General features: G+C 50.7%; 14 protein-coding genes. 7 read left to right on the top strand and 7 right to left on the bottom strand.

What is annotated here, in order from left to right:
• Positions 1-52 precede the first annotated feature (52 nt).
• On the top strand, positions 53-1,732 hold the full coding sequence (locus tag IOQ59_RS04860) for an ABC transporter permease (RefSeq protein WP_193952133.1): 1,680 nt from the start codon (positions 53-55) through the stop codon (positions 1,730-1,732).
• 358 nt (positions 1,733-2,090) lie between these two features.
• Here IOQ59_RS04860 and IOQ59_RS04855 read toward each other — a convergent pair whose 3' ends face one another.
• Together IOQ59_RS04855 and ampD are read right to left on the bottom strand one after the other, a co-directional pair.
• Positions 2,091-3,125, bottom strand: coding sequence for an ABC transporter ATP-binding protein (locus IOQ59_RS04855; protein WP_193952132.1), 1,035 nt, complete (start codon positions 3,123-3,125; stop codon positions 2,091-2,093).
• Positions 3,126-3,224: 99 nt separating this feature from the next.
• Entirely contained in the window at positions 3,225-3,788 is a 564-nt protein-coding gene (gene ampD, locus IOQ59_RS04850; protein WP_193952131.1) for a 1,6-anhydro-N-acetylmuramyl-L-alanine amidase AmpD, read from the bottom strand.
• Positions 3,789-3,863: 75 nt separating this feature from the next.
• On the opposite strand from ampD, the gene nadC reads away from it, so the two are divergent.
• Positions 3,864-4,703, top strand: coding sequence for a carboxylating nicotinate-nucleotide diphosphorylase (gene nadC / locus IOQ59_RS04845; RefSeq protein WP_193952130.1), 840 nt, complete (start codon positions 3,864-3,866; stop codon positions 4,701-4,703).
• A gap of 148 nt (positions 4,704-4,851) precedes the next feature.
• Here nadC and IOQ59_RS04840 read toward each other — a convergent pair whose 3' ends face one another.
• The 3 genes from IOQ59_RS04840 to IOQ59_RS04830 form a co-directional block, all read right to left on the bottom strand.
• Positions 4,852-5,382 carry an REP-associated tyrosine transposase gene (locus IOQ59_RS04840; protein ID WP_193952129.1) on the bottom strand — a complete coding sequence of 177 codons (531 nt, stop codon included), beginning with the start codon at positions 5,380-5,382 and terminating at the stop codon, positions 4,852-4,854.
• A 952-nt stretch (positions 5,383-6,334) separates the two neighbouring features.
• Positions 6,335-6,685, bottom strand: coding sequence for a hypothetical protein (locus IOQ59_RS04835; RefSeq protein ID WP_193952128.1), 351 nt, complete (start codon positions 6,683-6,685; stop codon positions 6,335-6,337).
• Between the two features lie 156 nt (positions 6,686-6,841).
• A complete protein-coding gene (locus IOQ59_RS04830; RefSeq protein ID WP_193952127.1) occupies positions 6,842-7,321 on the bottom strand; it encodes a pilin in 480 nt (159 codons plus the stop codon).
• A 172-nt stretch (positions 7,322-7,493) separates the two neighbouring features.
• Between IOQ59_RS04830 and pilB the strand changes: the two genes are divergently transcribed.
• From pilB to yacG, 5 genes are all read left to right on the top strand, one after another.
• On the top strand, positions 7,494-9,209 hold the full coding sequence (gene pilB, locus IOQ59_RS04825; RefSeq protein WP_371871825.1) for a type IV-A pilus assembly ATPase PilB: 1,716 nt from the start codon (positions 7,494-7,496) through the stop codon (positions 9,207-9,209).
• Between the two features lie 93 nt (positions 9,210-9,302).
• Entirely contained in the window at positions 9,303-10,526 is a 1,224-nt protein-coding gene (locus IOQ59_RS04820; RefSeq protein ID WP_193952125.1) for a type II secretion system F family protein, read from the top strand.
• 45 nt (positions 10,527-10,571) lie between these two features.
• On the top strand, positions 10,572-11,435 hold the full coding sequence (locus tag IOQ59_RS04815) for a prepilin peptidase (RefSeq protein WP_228050686.1): 864 nt from the start codon (positions 10,572-10,574) through the stop codon (positions 11,433-11,435).
• A 3-nt stretch (positions 11,436-11,438) separates the two neighbouring features.
• Entirely contained in the window at positions 11,439-12,044 is a 606-nt protein-coding gene (gene coaE, locus IOQ59_RS04810; RefSeq protein ID WP_193952124.1) for a dephospho-CoA kinase, read from the top strand.
• Between the two features lie 4 nt (positions 12,045-12,048).
• Positions 12,049-12,270, top strand: a complete 222-nt coding sequence (gene yacG / locus IOQ59_RS04805; RefSeq protein ID WP_193952123.1) for a DNA gyrase inhibitor YacG — start codon at positions 12,049-12,051, stop codon at positions 12,268-12,270.
• Here yacG and IOQ59_RS04800 read toward each other — a convergent pair.
• Positions 12,251-13,222: a Nudix family hydrolase gene (locus IOQ59_RS04800; protein WP_228050685.1), complete on the bottom strand. Its 972-nt coding sequence runs from the start codon at positions 13,220-13,222 to the stop codon at positions 12,251-12,253. The genes yacG and IOQ59_RS04800 overlap by 20 nt on opposite strands.
• A complete protein-coding gene (argJ, locus tag IOQ59_RS04795; protein WP_193952122.1) occupies positions 13,191-14,408 on the bottom strand; it encodes a bifunctional glutamate N-acetyltransferase/amino-acid acetyltransferase ArgJ in 1,218 nt (405 codons plus the stop codon). The genes IOQ59_RS04800 and argJ overlap by 32 nt, the downstream gene beginning before the upstream one ends.
• Positions 14,409-14,520: the final 112 nt, after the last annotated feature.

Genomic DNA, 14,520 nt, shown 5'->3' with positions numbered 1-14,520 from the left:
GTCTGCGCGGCTACCGTTTTGTCGTTTATGCATTGAACAAAGGATTAAGGGTTTGAACGCGAGGCTCAACGCCGAAATCAACACCAGTATCAGCAACCCGGCGGGCCTGTGGCGCTGGTTTGGTTCTACGTGGCTGGTCGCCCTGCTTGTCGCCCTTCCTGTTCTGTCCGTCTTCTATCTCGCATTATTTCCCAAAGAAAACATCTGGGCCCATCTGGCCGATACGGTTCTGCCGGTATACATCATCACCACGCTGGAACTGATGATCGGAGTTGGCGTATTAGCCGTAGGCATGGGCGTCATCAGCGCATGGCTGGTCACCATGTGCCGCTTTCCCGGCAAGAAATATTTTGAATGGGCACTGATGCTGCCCTTTGCAGTACCCGCGTATGTGATCGCTTACGTATACACCGACCTGCTGGAATACGCCGGCCCGGTACAATCCGCCCTGCGCGAGATTTTTGGCTGGCAAACCGCGCGCGATTACTGGTTTCCGGAGATCCGTAGCTTAGGCGGAGCGATCCTGATGCTCGCCTTTGTCCTGTACCCTTACGTCTATCTGCTGGTGCGAGCGTCTTTCCTTGAGCAATCCAACAGCCTGCGCGACGCCAGCCGTTTGCTGGGATGTAGCCCGCTACAAAGCTTCTTCCGTATTTCCCTGCCCATTGCACGCCCGGCGATTGCCGTGGGTTTGGCGCTGGTATCGATGGAAACCATCAACGATTTTGGTACCGTCGACTTCTTCGCCGTAAAGAGCATGAGTGCCGGTATCTACGATACCTGGCTGAATATGGGCAACCTTGGCGGTTCAGCGCAGATCGCCAGCCTGATGATGTTCTTCGTTGTAACCTTGATTTTACTGGAACGACTGGCCCGCGCTCGCCAGAAGCAGTTCAATTCAAGTGATCGCTTTAAGGCATTAGATACCTATAAACTCAGCGGCTGGAAGGCAGTTCTGGCATGGTCCATTTGCGCGTTACCTATCCTGCTGGGCTTCCTGATTCCGGTGCTGATTCTCGGCAGTTACGCTATTCAGCATCTGGATCAGCTGGATCAGGAAAACTTCCTCACATTCGCAGGCAACAGCTTTTTCCTATCCGCTACTGCCGCACTGATCACCATCGCAATCGCCCTGCTACTGGCCTACAGCAAACGCCTTTATCACTATAAAAGCCTGACGGCCGCTGCAAATTTCGCCAGCCTCGGTTACGCCATGCCGGGCGCCGTACTGGCCATTGGAGTTATCATTCCGCTGGCAACATTCGATAACAGTGTCGATGGCTTTATGCGTGAGCACTTTGGTATTTCCACCGGTTTGCTACTGAGCGGTACGACATTCGCCATCATCTTTGCCTACTCGGTACGTTTCCTTGCAGTATCAACCGGTGCAGTAGAATCCAGCCTTAGCAAGATCACCCCAACAATGGATATGGCTTCACGCTCGCTGGGATTATCTCCCATGCAGACATTGCTGAAAGTGCACTTACCACTGATAAAAGGCGGGATATTCTCGGCCGGACTGGTGGTATTTGTCGATTGTATGAAAGAACTGCCAGCTACTTTGATTCTGCGTCCGTTTAATTACGACACGCTGGCAACCTTTGTCTATCAGTATGCATCCGATGAGATGCTGGAGGAGTGCTCGCTGGCTGCGCTGCTAATTGTTGCGGTGGGGGTTATCCCGGTGATCCTGCTGACCCGTACCATCACTTCAACACGAGCAGAAAGCTAAACAGCTGACGATTGTAGGGCTGCTCATTCACGCTCTGTTTCAGAAATCTTCATGAATTGTAGGGTAGGCTTTAGCCTACCGGCAGGCTGGAAGCCTGCCCTACAGAAGAGCTGCTCATTCACGCTCTGTTTTAGGAATCCTCATGAATTGTAGGGTAGGCTTTAGCCTACCGGCAGGCTCGAAGCCTGCCCTACAGAAGGGCTGCTCATTCACGCTCTGATTCAGAAATCTTCATGAATTGTAGGGTAGGCTTTAGCCTACCGGCAGGCTGGAAGCCTGCCCTACAGAAGGGTTGTTCATTCAAGTGCGGTTTCGAGAGCCGGGAAGACGACCCTGCAGAAGAAAGCTCAATATCGAGCTAGAAAACGATGGGTTTGTGAACGGACACTTCTACGCCAACACTATCGCCAGCTTCAATTCGCAACGGCTCACGCGCCATAGCTTCGACTTTACGACCATTATTGAGCTGCAATTGGTAACGAGTTGCGTCTCCCAGAAACTCTAACGACTTCACCGATGCAGTCTTACCACCAACCACCGGTTTCAGATCAGTCGGGCGGATAAACAACTCAATGTTCTCTCCCGCCGCAACACAACAAGGTTCTGCAAACTCCAGTGTACCCAGCTCCGTTTCAACACAAAACTCATTCAGGCACACACCACTAAACAACTCACCTTTACCTACGAAACCCGCCACCATCGCATTAACAGGATGGTGATACAGTTCCTGTGGAGAGCCCCACTGCTGTAGTTCTCCGTCTGCCAGAATGCCAACCTTATCCCCAATCGCAAACGCCTCCTGCTGATCATGGGTCACCACAATCGCAGCAATGCCCTGCTCTTTGAGGATATCTTTGACTTCGAGTGACAGCTGCTGGCGCAGATCAGTATCAAGATTAGAGAAAGGCTCATCCATCAGCAGCAGCTTAGGCTGAGGAGCTAATGCGCGGGCCAGAGCAACACGCTGCTGCTGACCACCAGAAAGCTCGTGGGGATAACGTTTGGAGAGGTCTGGCAATCGCACCAGATCCAGCATATCAGCGATACGATTTTGCTGTCCGTTACCGGCGGATTTACCCAGGCCGAAGCGGATATTTTCTCCCACGGTCAGATGTGGGAACAGCGCATAGTCCTGAAACACCATACCCATGCCACGTTTTTCAGGCACCAGAGTAAATTTATCCGAAGAGATCGTAGTGCCTGCCAGACTGATATCACCGCTGAAAACCGGACTAAACCCAGCCACTGCACGCAGTACCGTGGTCTTACCGCAACCACTGGGCCCCAGCAAACAGGCAATTTCGCCATGATCCACAGAGAAATCCAGTGAGCTGACAATCACCTGATTCTGATATCCACAACTAAGTGAACGAACGTCCAGCAGAGAACTCATGCGTGATATACAGCCTCATCCGAATAGCGACACAAAAACAAAGGTGATCGATTATAAATGAAAACTATTCTCGATCACATAGGCAGTATATGTCTCAAATCACCCTTCGGTTGAAAGTCCGGCTCTAAAGCGTATCCAGTCAAACGCTTCCCCAGGGTCCGTTTTCCGCTCTGGAGCGATATCAGAATGTCCGGTAATGCGTTCTGAGGTGATCTGTGGATAAGCATCGAGTATGGATCGCGTAAGCGCATCAAGTGTCAGGTATTGCTGGTCGGTATAAGGAATATCATCCGCCCCTTCAAGCTCAATACCAATTGCGTAATCATTGCATTCGGACCGTCCCATAAACTCGGAACGTCCAGCGTGCCATGCGCGTTTATCGAGATTCACAAACTGTGTCACTTGTCCTTCGCGGGAAATAAACAGATGCGCCGACACGGTGAGGTCTTTAATCTCTTCGAAGTAGGGATGCTCGTCAGCAGACAACTGATTTTGGAAGAAACGCTCCACATATCCACCACCAAACTGCCGAGGCGGCAGGCTGATGTTATGCAGCACAAGCAGTGAAACAACATCACCGGCTGGTCGTTCATTAAAATTGGGGGACGGACATTGCACAGCCTCTTTTACCGTGCCTGATACAACTGAAAACTTCTGTTTCATCCCTATCCGCCCTCCTGTGTTTTCGCTAGAATTGATGCCCATCTTATCACTAATTACCCTGACTACTGGCACGCTATGCTGACTCGCGACGAACTTCAGAAAGACATTCAGATCACCGTCACCAACGCCCTGAGCGAAGATATCGGCGCGGGTGATATCACCGCACAGCTGATCCCTGCAGACAATACAGCCACCGCACGCATCATCAGCCGTCAAACCGCGGTCGTCTGCGGTACAGACTGGGTGAACGAAGTTTTTCGTCAGGTAGACCCTGAATTGCAGCTGGACTGGCAAGTCAAAGACGGTGATCTGGTCGAACGTGATCAGACGCTTTTCACCGTTTCCGGCTCAGCACGCAATATGCTGACGGCTGAGCGTACCGCGCTGAACTTCTTACAGACCTTATCTGGCACCGCGACTGTCAGTTATCACTATTCACAAAAGGTTTCCGGCACCAACGTTAAGCTGCTGGACACGCGCAAAACTATTCCGGGCCTGCGTACTGCGCAGAAATATGCAGTGACCTGTGGCGGTTGCTTCAACCACCGTATCGGCCTGTACGATGCGTTTCTGATTAAAGAAAACCACATCATGGGGTGCGGTGGTATCGAAGCCGCGATCCAGACAGCGCAAACCAATGAGCCAGGTAAACCTGTAGAGATCGAAGTAGAAACCTTCGAAGAGCTGCAAGCAGCCCTGATCGCTGGCGCTGATATTATTATGCTGGATAACTTCACACCGGAAGAGATGCGCAATGCCGTTGAAGTGGTCGATGGCCAGGCCAAACTGGAAGCATCTGGCAATATCACCGATGAAACCCTGCGCCCGATTGCAGAAACCGGTGTGGACTACATCTCTATCGGCGCACTGACTAAGCACTGTCAGGCCGTTGACCTGTCGATGCGTTTTATCTGAGCACCTGACTATTAGTTTTTCTCGTTCCCACGCTCCTGCGTGGGAATGCAGACACCTGCCTGAAAAATATCCACTGGTGTACGTCAACCTTGGTATGGGTTCCCATGGAGGACCGGAGGAGCCAGCGCCTCTGGTGTTTCCTATTCGACTACCAAAGCTTATCGACCGGCAGTAACCCCACCCCTCCCATATAATCTCTTGCGCTCGAATAACGCCACTGCTCAGCTTCATCAACATAACCCCGTTTTACCGGGTTCATATGGATATAGTCGATTTTCTGACGCATCATCACTTCACTGCTTATCCACTCAGGATGCACACCTTCCTGCCAAAACTGCACTCCCCTATCAACCTTATGTGCTTTTTTGTAGAACGTCAGTTGATCCAAAATTGTAGATGCCCCGGTCCTATTTAAATACATCAGTATTTGTTTGGCCGTAAATGATTTGAAGCGCGCTACATGTCGCTCAATATCCGGGCTTTGCACAACAAGATGCATGTGATTTTCCAGCACAACCCAAGCGTGGACCTTCAGCCCTTCTTTTTCTAGGAAGCGGAGGCTATCCAGCAATATTTGAACTGTTTCAGGACGCGTAAATACGGGAATCCAATGAAGAACCGTCAGTGTCATGAAGTGAGGATGATCGGGGTATATAAAACGATATCGGCTCCTGCCCATAGTGCTAATCCTTTCCATGGATATAGACCCACAACATAGCATGAATTAACAAGGTGCGCGTTGCTGGTTCCCACAGTCCTCCAGGGAGAATCCATACAGTGGCTTCGGGTTGGCTAAGATGACGATTCAGGTTTCGATATGCATTCCCAAGCGGGAGCATGGGAACGAGGAATGAGTTTCAGACAATAAAAAAGGGCGGATATCCCTGGTTCCCACGGTCCTCCGTGGGAATCCATACGGTGGCTTCGGGTTAACTGCGATGATGATTCAGGTTTCGGCATGCATTCCCACGCGGGAGCATTCGAACGATAGAAACGAGAGGGACTCGGAAAGATTGCCAGACCGATGATCTGTTTCTGGTTCCCACGGTCCACCGGGGGAATCCATACAGTGGCTTCGGGTTGGCTGCGGTGATGGGTATGCATTCCCACGCGGGAGCGCGGGAACGAGGGGAACGTGTCAGGCCGCTGATCTGTTTCTGGTTCCCACGGTCCTCCGTGGGAATCCATACAGTGGCTTCGGGTTGTCTGCGATGATGATTCAGGTTTCGGTATGCGTTCCCACGCGGGAGCGCGGGAACGAGAGAAATGAGAGGGACGCGGAACGATTGTCAGACCGCTGATCTGTTTCTGGTTCCCACGGTCCTCCGTGGGAATCCATACAGCGGCTTCGGGTTGGCTGCGGTGATGATTCAGGTTTCGGTATGCATTCCCACGCGGGAGCGTGGGAACGAGAGAAACGAGAGGGACGCGGAAAGATTGCCAGACCGATGATCTGTCTCTGGTTCCCACGCTCCACCGGGGGAATCCATACAGTGCCTTTGGGTTAACTGCGATGATGATTCAGGTTTCGGTATGCATTCCCACGCGGGAGCGTGGGAACGAGGAATGAGTTTCAGGCAATAAAAAAGGGCGAATATTACCGCCCTTTTTTATTGCGCCACTTACCCAGATTATTGCTTCGGTTTGCAGCTCGACTTACCAATCAGCATCCACTCTTCAAACTGCTGAATCTTCAGAATATCGTAGACCTCAACCTTCAGATCAGTAATGCCAAACCTTGCGGCAATCTGACAGGCTTTTTTAGCCTCAGCATCATGATTTTCGTCTTTATTCACCACGCCAATCGCCATCACACTGTCGTCTTCCCACCATACCGGACGCGCAGGGAACTCTGGTTGCTCTAACAAGGCACTTTCCAGCTGGCTACGAACCTCTGGGTCAAGCAAGGTTTTAACGTTATTGATATAAACAGTCACGCCAACGGATGCGGCGATCAGAAGAATAATAATTTTGCGTTTCATAGTGTCCGCTTAGATCCGTTTAAAATCAGTTAGGCGAACATAATAGCGGATTGGGGAGAGGATGCTAGTTATGCGAAGGGTTAAGAAAGGTTTGGCTTATTTAGTTTTATTTGAAGGGGAAGGCGTTCCCACGCGGGAGCATGGGAACGAGGATAATTAGTTAGCTTTACATGTGTTGTTTGCAATACAGCCAGATTTGGTAGTGCCGTTATTTGTCCAACTTATTTGACCGTTGGTAACGCTAGGAGTCAGTACGTAAGTGTCTCCCGCAACAATACCATTTGCTGCCACAGGGATAATAGTGATTACTCCGGTGTTAGACACCGCAACTGAAGTAACCACGGTATTACTTGCGGCCGCATTAGCCGCCGCAAATACACTAGCATCGTCACCTGTAGTAATAGTAGACGTACCACCAGTAGTCGTTGCGGCAACGCAAGAAGTCAAAACAGCACCGGCTTCCTGAGCACATATCTCAACCGCAGTTTTGACACCGTTGGACATGTTAATAACTTCTGTGTAACGAGCACGTTTGGTGTAGTCCTGATAAGCAGGCAACGCAATTGCCGCCAAAATACCAATGATCGCTACTACGATCATTAATTCAATCAGGGTAAAACCTTGTTGTTTTTTCATTTCATTTTCTCCAGCGAAAGAGTCAATTTGTTCAAAGCCGTAGAACGATAATAGCGTAAAAAAGATGACATGCCAGTGAAGATGCGCAGAAAAGTGCAGTTTCTCAAACAAGCGCTTAAATGGTATGTTAGCTCTTGATCCACGTCATAATTTACAGGTGCAGGACAACCCCGTGGCACAAGCATTTCAACCTCTAAGTGGTCTAGCCAAGCGGCTGGTGAATGAAGGCATCTTTTCTGCTGAGGTGGCGATGGAAGCCGCACAGGAAGCCCGTAATACCAAGCAAACCTTTATTGCCCACATTATAGAGAAGCGTTTGGTCAGTGCGTCACGTGCAGCATCCGTGGCGGCCGATGAGTTTGGCATGCCACTGCTGGATCTGGATGCTTTAGATTTGGATACCCTACCGCAGGGAGTGATTGACGATAAGTTGATCACCAAACACCACGCCCTGCCTCTGCAAAAGCGCGAAAACCGGCTTTTTATTGCAATCTCAGACCCGACTAATATCCAGGCACTGGACGAATTTAAGTTTCAGAGTGGCTGCGCCACCGAAGCGGTGATTGTCGAAGAAGATAAGCTCAACCGGGCGGTTGATAGTTTTCTGGATAAACAGAATTCTGCACTGGATGATCTCGACGATACCGATCTCGATAACCTGGAGATTGACGACGCAAGTGCTTCTCCAGCCGAAGAGGAGCTGGATAACGATGCCACCAATGACGCGCCGATTGTACGTTTTGTAAACAAGATTCTCCTAGACGCTATTAAATCAGGCGCATCCGATATTCATTTTGAACCCTACGAAAAATCCTACCGGATACGCTGCCGTATCGATGGAATTTTGCAGGAAGTTGCCCGACCACCGGTTAACCTCGCCTCCCGTCTGGCTGCACGACTGAAAGTAATGTCACAAATGGATATCTCTGAGCGCCGAGTCCCGCTGGACGGACGCATCAAGATGAAAATATCCAAAAGCCGCGCTATCGATTTTCGTGTGAATACTCTGCCCACCCTCTGGGGAGAAAAGATCGTACTGCGTATCCTTGACCCCAGCAGCGCCAAAATGGGCATTGAGGCTCTTGGCTTTAACCCCGAACAGCATGATGTTTATACCACTACCTTACATAAACCGCAGGGTATGATTCTGGTGACTGGCCCGACAGGTAGCGGTAAGACGGTCAGCTTGTATACCGGCCTTAATATCCTCAATACTGACGAGCGTAATATCTCAACGGCCGAAGATCCGGTGGAGATCAATCTGGAAGGGATTAACCAGGTTCATGTAAACCCTAAAGTCGGCCTGACCTTTGCTGAAGCGCTACGTGCCTTCCTGCGTCAGGATCCGGACGTGGTGATGGTGGGTGAGATTCGTGATCTAGAAACCGCCGAAATTGCGGTTAAAGCAGCACAAACCGGGCATATGGTGTTATCCACCCTACATACTAACAGCGCTGCGGAAACCCTGACTCGACTGCGTAATATGGGTGTACCTGCCTTTAATATAGCCACCTCGGTCAGCCTGATCATTGCGCAACGTCTAGCACGACGACTATGTAACAGCTGTAAACGTGCAGTGAATATTCCCGAGGCAGCCCTTATAGAAGAAGGCTTCGATAAAGAGCAGTTAAAAGACCTGCACCTGTACGAAGCCAGCCCCGATGGCTGCGCAAAATGCAGCCGTGGTTACAAAGGCCGTGTGGGTATCTACGAGATGATGGAGATGACTCAGGAGCTCGCCACTATCATTATGGAAAATGGCAGCTCATTGGACATTCTGGATATTGCCCGGAAACAGGGCTTTAAACCTCTGCGTCACTCAGGTTTAAGCAAGGTAGGGCAAGGTATCACAAGCTTAGAAGAGATGAACCGGGTTATTAAAATCTGATCGGTCTCAACACTATGAACAACGGCTCTGCAATTAATCCAATTTTACGCTATAACATCTGTCCGCTAACGTATCTAATCAGGTCGAGGGTTTATGGCCAGCAACGAACCACAAGCTGTTAGCTTCCTCTGGGAAGGCAAAGATAAAAACGGCAATCGCAGTCAGGGGAAAATAGAAGCGATAAACCCATCTGCGGCAAAAGCCTTGCTTCGCAATCAGGGCATTAATCCGCAAAAGATCCGTAAAGAGAGCAATATCGGTTTTTTCAGCAAAGCCAACGCAGCCATTAAACCGCTGGATATTGCCTTTTTTACCCGCCAGATGGCCACTATGATGAAAGCAGGCGTACCGCTGCTACAGGGACTGGAAATCGTCTCCAACGGCACGGAAAAAAACAAACTCAAGGATATGATTAAAAGTATCCGTAATGATGTAAACGGCGGTGTCGATTTTTCTGTGGCCTTGTCCAAATTTCCCCAGTACTTTGATGATCTGTTCTGTAATCTGGTGTCTGCGGGTGAACAATCGGGTGCGCTGGAACAGATGCTTGACCGGTTGGCGACCTATAAAGAGAAAGTCGAAAGCCTGAAAGCTAAGATCAAAAAAGCACTGACTTACCCCACTGCGGTCATTGTTGTAGGCATCATCGTATCGGCCATTTTGCTGGTTAAAGTGGTGCCGATGTTTGAATCTCTATTTAAAGACTTTGGCGCCGACCTGCCTGCATTTACCAAGTTTGTTGTATCACTATCAGAGATGGCGCAGGAATGGTGGCACGTCACATTTCTGGCAGTAGGCGTTGGTGCTTATCTATTTAAAAAAGCCAAAATCCAATCCCAAAATTTTGCAGATGCGGTTGACCGGGCCATGCTCAAAATCCCTGTGATCGGTAAAATTCTGCACAATGCAGCCATCGCTCGTTTTGCCCGCACACTCGCAACAACTTTTGCTGCTGGTGTGCCTCTGGTCAATGCGCTGGAATCCGCCGCGGGCGCAGCAGGTAATGTAGTGTATCGCAACGCGATTATGCAGATACGGAACGGTGTATCTACCGGTCAATCGCTACAAAACGCCATTAATATGACCGGTGTATTTCCCAATATGGCGGTACAAATGATCTCCATTGGTGAGGAAGCGGGATCTTTAGATCTGATGTTATCCAAGGTGGCTGATTACTACGAAGAAGCTGTAGATAATGCCGTGGATAACCTGTCCAGCTTGCTGGAGCCAATGATTATGGTGATTTTGGGTGTTCTGGTCGGCGGCCTAGTTATCGCGATGTACTTACCTATCTTCCAGATGGGTCAAGCAATTTAAGTATTTTTATTAAGCACTTTTACGCACTCTTTAAGGGTTAACACCTTGATACTACTTGAAACACTGAATTCTCATCCCGTCGTCGCCATGGCTGTGGCATTTCTTTTTGCCTTGATGATTGGCAGCTTCTTAAACGTGGTGATCTACCGCGTGCCTAAGATGATGGAGCTGGAGTGGCAGGCGCAGGTTGATGAGATGCAAGGTAAAGAGCCCTCTCAGGAGCGTTTTAACCTGTCGGTTCCCGCTTCCAGCTGTCCGAAATGTGGACATAAAATTCGCTGGTTTGAGAACATTCCAGTGATCAGCTACCTGATGCAAAAAGGGCAATGTAACGGGTGTCATACCCCGATCTCGGCACGCTACCCTAGCGTTGAATTGTTCACCGCTTTGATTAGCATGTACGTCGTATCAGTCTATGGGCTCAATGAGATCAGTCTGGCGGTGATGTTGTTTAGCTGGATACTGATCTGCCTGACGCTGATCGATTACGATACCCAGTTACTACCCGATAGCATAACACTACCCCTGCTTTGGCTGGGTTTACTGGTCAATAGCTTTGGTATGTTTACCAGCCTGCATATGGCTGTGGCCGGGGCGATGCTGGGTTATCTTTCACTGTGGTCGATCTATTGGCTCTTTAAGTTGCTGACAGGCAAAGAGGGTATGGGATACGGTGATTTTAAACTGCTCGCCGCACTCGGTGCCTGGGCAGGTGCGGATCAATTGCCTGTCATCATTCTTTTCTCTTCACTGGTTGGGGCAATTTTTGGGATAATGCTCATTGTCCTGAAGCGCCACGAGCGCCAGAACCCGATCCCTTTTGGTCCTTATCTGGCGGTCGCGGGCTGGATCAGCTTGATCTGGGGGCAAGAGATCACTCACAAATATCTACAACTGATCGGTGTGTAAACCATGTTTGTAGTTGGACTGACTGGCGGCATTGGCTGCGGTAAAAGCGCTGTTTCTGAGCGCCTTGCAGAAAAGAACATCCCCATTATCGATGCCGATGTTGTCGCCCGCGAGGTTGTGGCTCCGGGAGAACCGGCACTGGATGCGATCGGTAAACGTTTTGGCGAAGCTGTCCTACTGGAAGACGGCTGTCTCAACCGCCCCAAACTACGTGAAATCGTTTTTGCCGATGAAAAGCAGCGTGTTTGGTTGGAGCAACTACTACACCCGATCATCCGTGATCGCATTCTGGCAAAACTGGAAAATCTGGAAAGCTTATACGCTGTACTGGCATCCCCTCTATTGCTGGAAACCGATCAACACTTGCTGGTAAATCATGTGGTTGTGGTGGATGCGCCTGAAGAACGCCAGATTGAGCGCACCGCCGCACGTGATAACACTTCAGAAGATCAGGTACGTGCGATTATCGCCGCACAGATGCCACGTGAAGAACGCCTGGAACGCGCCGACACCGTTTTCGATAATAGCGGTGATCAAAGCAAGCTGGATGCGAATGTCGCCAGCCTGCATCAGGCGCTGGTCGCGCTCGCTAATTCAGAAATAGAGTAAAGATATGAGTAAGAAGTTAATCGACTGTCCGCACTGTGGTGAGAAAGCAGAATGGAGCGAAAACAATGCATTTCGCCCCTTCTGCAGCGAACGCTGCCGATTGATCGACCTTGGCTCATGGGCCAATGAAGAGTACCAAATTGCTGCCAGCAGCAGTCAGGATGAGAACGACTACAGCACCGGAGATGAACCCGGTGCACGTGAAGCTACCCCCACCATGCACTGATCGCTGCAACGCCCTGCGCACCGGCATCCCATGCCTGTGGCAGGGTGCTCTCTTCCATTCCTCCCAACGCATAAACCGGCAGAGTCACCTCTGCGACTAAACGCTGAAACGTATTCCATCCCATCGGAGGTGTATCAGGATGCGAACGGGTCGCAGCCACCGGGGATAACGTGACGTAATCCAGCCCCAGCGCCTCTGCTTTGGCCAGCTCTTCTGCGCTATGACAGGAGGCACTGAGCCAACGACCACTGAACTGGTCTCGTGATTCCAACGCCAACAAACGTGCACTGCTCAGATGCAACGCATCCGCTTTGAGCTCGTTTGCCAGTTCTATCGAACTGTTCAGCGTCAGAAATACGCCGCGATCCCGGCAGGCGCTCTGAAACTGAGCAGCAAGCTGTAAGAAATCAGAATCAGTGAGCTGCTTTGCACGCAACATCACTCCTTCAGCACCACGCTTGATACCCTGTTCCAGATTATCCAAATATTCGACAGGATTTGCTGCCGCACCGGTAATCATCAATCGTGACGGCAGCAAGGCTGCCGCGACAATCGGCGTATTTGCTGCAGGAAATGCGTAATCGGCCAAGGCTGAACGCTCAACCCACTCAACCGGCTGACCTTCACGACCGTAAGGTGTACCTTCGAAGGCATCCACTTCATACACATCCAGCAACACCGATTTATCCGGGTAATGATGCGGAACTTGAATTAATGGACGCGCAGCGCTGATCTGAATGCCTAACTCTTCATCCAGTTCACGCGCCAGTGCATCCACGACCGGTTCGTTCGGCTCGACTTTTCCCCCAGGAAACTCCCAGAGGCCGCCCTGATGTTTATCCACAGGACGGCGCGCCAACAGTACCTGCCCTTGCGCATTCAGAATGACAGCAGCAGCAACGTGAATCAGCTTGGTCATATCAGGAACGGTAATCGGCGTTGATGCTGACATATTCCTGGGACAAATCTGTTGTCCAGACAGTCTCCGTAACATCACCACGGTTCAGTACGACACGGATACCAATCTCTTCCTGATCCATCACCGCCTGACCCGCGTCTTCGGTATAGCTCGCCGCACGGCCACCGTTCTCAACGATACACACATCGCCCAGATAGATCTGCAAAGCATCCAGATCCAGGTTTTCTACACCCGCGCGCCCAACGACCGCCAGAATACGTCCCCAGTTAGGGTCAGACGCATACAGTGCGGTTTTTACCAGCGGGGAGTGAGCGATGTCATAGGCTACCGCCAATGCTTCCTGCTGACTCGCAGCGCTGTCCACCTGAACTGTCACGAACTTGGTTGCGCCTTCTCCGTCACGCACAATCGCATGAGCCAGATCGCGCATGACACGGTTCAATACCTCAGTAAACTGAGCCAGAAGCGCCGCGTCTTCAGCGTCAACCTTTACACCTGATGCACCGGTTGCAACCAGTATGCAGGAATCGTTGGTTGACGTGTCACTGTCCACGGTGATGCGGTTAAAGGACTGATCCGTCGATGCAGTCAGCAAAGACTGTAACAATGTCTGATCAACCTCAGCATCGGTGGCAACGTAGCCCAGCATGGTCGCCATGTTCGGCATGATCATACCAGAGCCTTTTGAGATGCCGGTTACGGTGATCGTCTGTCCGTTGTAGGTAAACTGTTCACTGGCACCTTTCGGCCGAGTGTCCGTAGTCAGAATACCGGAAGCCGCAGCTTCCCAACCCGTCTCGATCAGTGCTTCTTTCGCCGCAGGCAGCGCAGCAACAATCTTCTCAACGGGCAGTTTTTCTCCGATCACACCGGTAGAAAATGGCAGGACCTCTGCATCGGTCACCCCCATCAGATCGGCCACGGTTTTGCAGGTCAGCGCACCATCATCCCAACCTTCCTGGCCTGTACCTGCATTCGCATTACCGGTGTTAACGATCAGATATCGGGCAGTTTTCAATTCCATGTGGCGCTTACAGATCTGCACAGGTGCCGCACAAAATGCGTTTTTGGTAAATACACCCGCTACAGATGCTTCCTCAGGCACTTCCATCAACACCAGATCCTGGCGGCCAGGTGTTTTAATGCCTGCAGATGTCGTTCCCAGTTTAAAACCTGCAACCGGGTAAAATTCAGGAAGGGTATCCGGTCCTACTGCCATTTCGATATCTCCGTAAATAAAGACAAAGAAAGCAGCCGAAGCTGCTTTGCTGTTAAGAGAGCCTATAAGCCAATCCGGGCTCTCTAACTTCAGGGGGGTAGTCTTCACACCC

The sequence above is a fragment of the Pontibacterium sinense genome, from assembly GCF_015209595.1.
Lineage (GTDB): Bacteria > Pseudomonadota > Gammaproteobacteria > Pseudomonadales > Balneatricaceae > Pontibacterium > Pontibacterium sinense.
This window is presented reverse-complemented; position numbering and strand designations above follow the sequence as displayed.

What these genes read in the sequence shown, in the direction of transcription:
- IOQ59_RS04855 (WP_193952132.1), bottom strand. Translation starts at nt 3,125, where the DNA reads ATGAGTTCTCTGCTGGACGTTCGTTCACTTAGTTGTGGATATCAGAAT.
- ampD (WP_193952131.1), bottom strand. Translation starts at nt 3,788, where the DNA reads ATGAAACAGAAGTTTTCAGTTGTATCAGGCACGGTAAAAGAGGCTGTG.
- nadC (WP_193952130.1), top strand. Translation starts at nt 3,864, where the DNA reads ATGCTGACTCGCGACGAACTTCAGAAAGACATTCAGATCACCGTCACC.
- IOQ59_RS04840 (WP_193952129.1), bottom strand. Translation starts at nt 5,382, where the DNA reads ATGGGCAGGAGCCGATATCGTTTTATATACCCCGATCATCCTCACTTC.
- IOQ59_RS04835 (WP_193952128.1), bottom strand. Translation starts at nt 6,685, where the DNA reads ATGAAACGCAAAATTATTATTCTTCTGATCGCCGCATCCGTTGGCGTG.
- IOQ59_RS04830 (WP_193952127.1), bottom strand. Translation starts at nt 7,321, where the DNA reads ATGAAAAAACAACAAGGTTTTACCCTGATTGAATTAATGATCGTAGTA.
- IOQ59_RS04820 (WP_193952125.1), top strand. Translation starts at nt 9,303, where the DNA reads ATGGCCAGCAACGAACCACAAGCTGTTAGCTTCCTCTGGGAAGGCAAA.
- coaE (WP_193952124.1), top strand. Translation starts at nt 11,439, where the DNA reads ATGTTTGTAGTTGGACTGACTGGCGGCATTGGCTGCGGTAAAAGCGCT.
- yacG (WP_193952123.1), top strand. Translation starts at nt 12,049, where the DNA reads ATGAGTAAGAAGTTAATCGACTGTCCGCACTGTGGTGAGAAAGCAGAA.
- IOQ59_RS04800 (WP_228050685.1), bottom strand. Translation starts at nt 13,222, where the DNA reads ATGTCAGCATCAACGCCGATTACCGTTCCTGATATGACCAAGCTGATT.
- argJ (WP_193952122.1), bottom strand. Translation starts at nt 14,408, where the DNA reads ATGGCAGTAGGACCGGATACCCTTCCTGAATTTTACCCGGTTGCAGGT.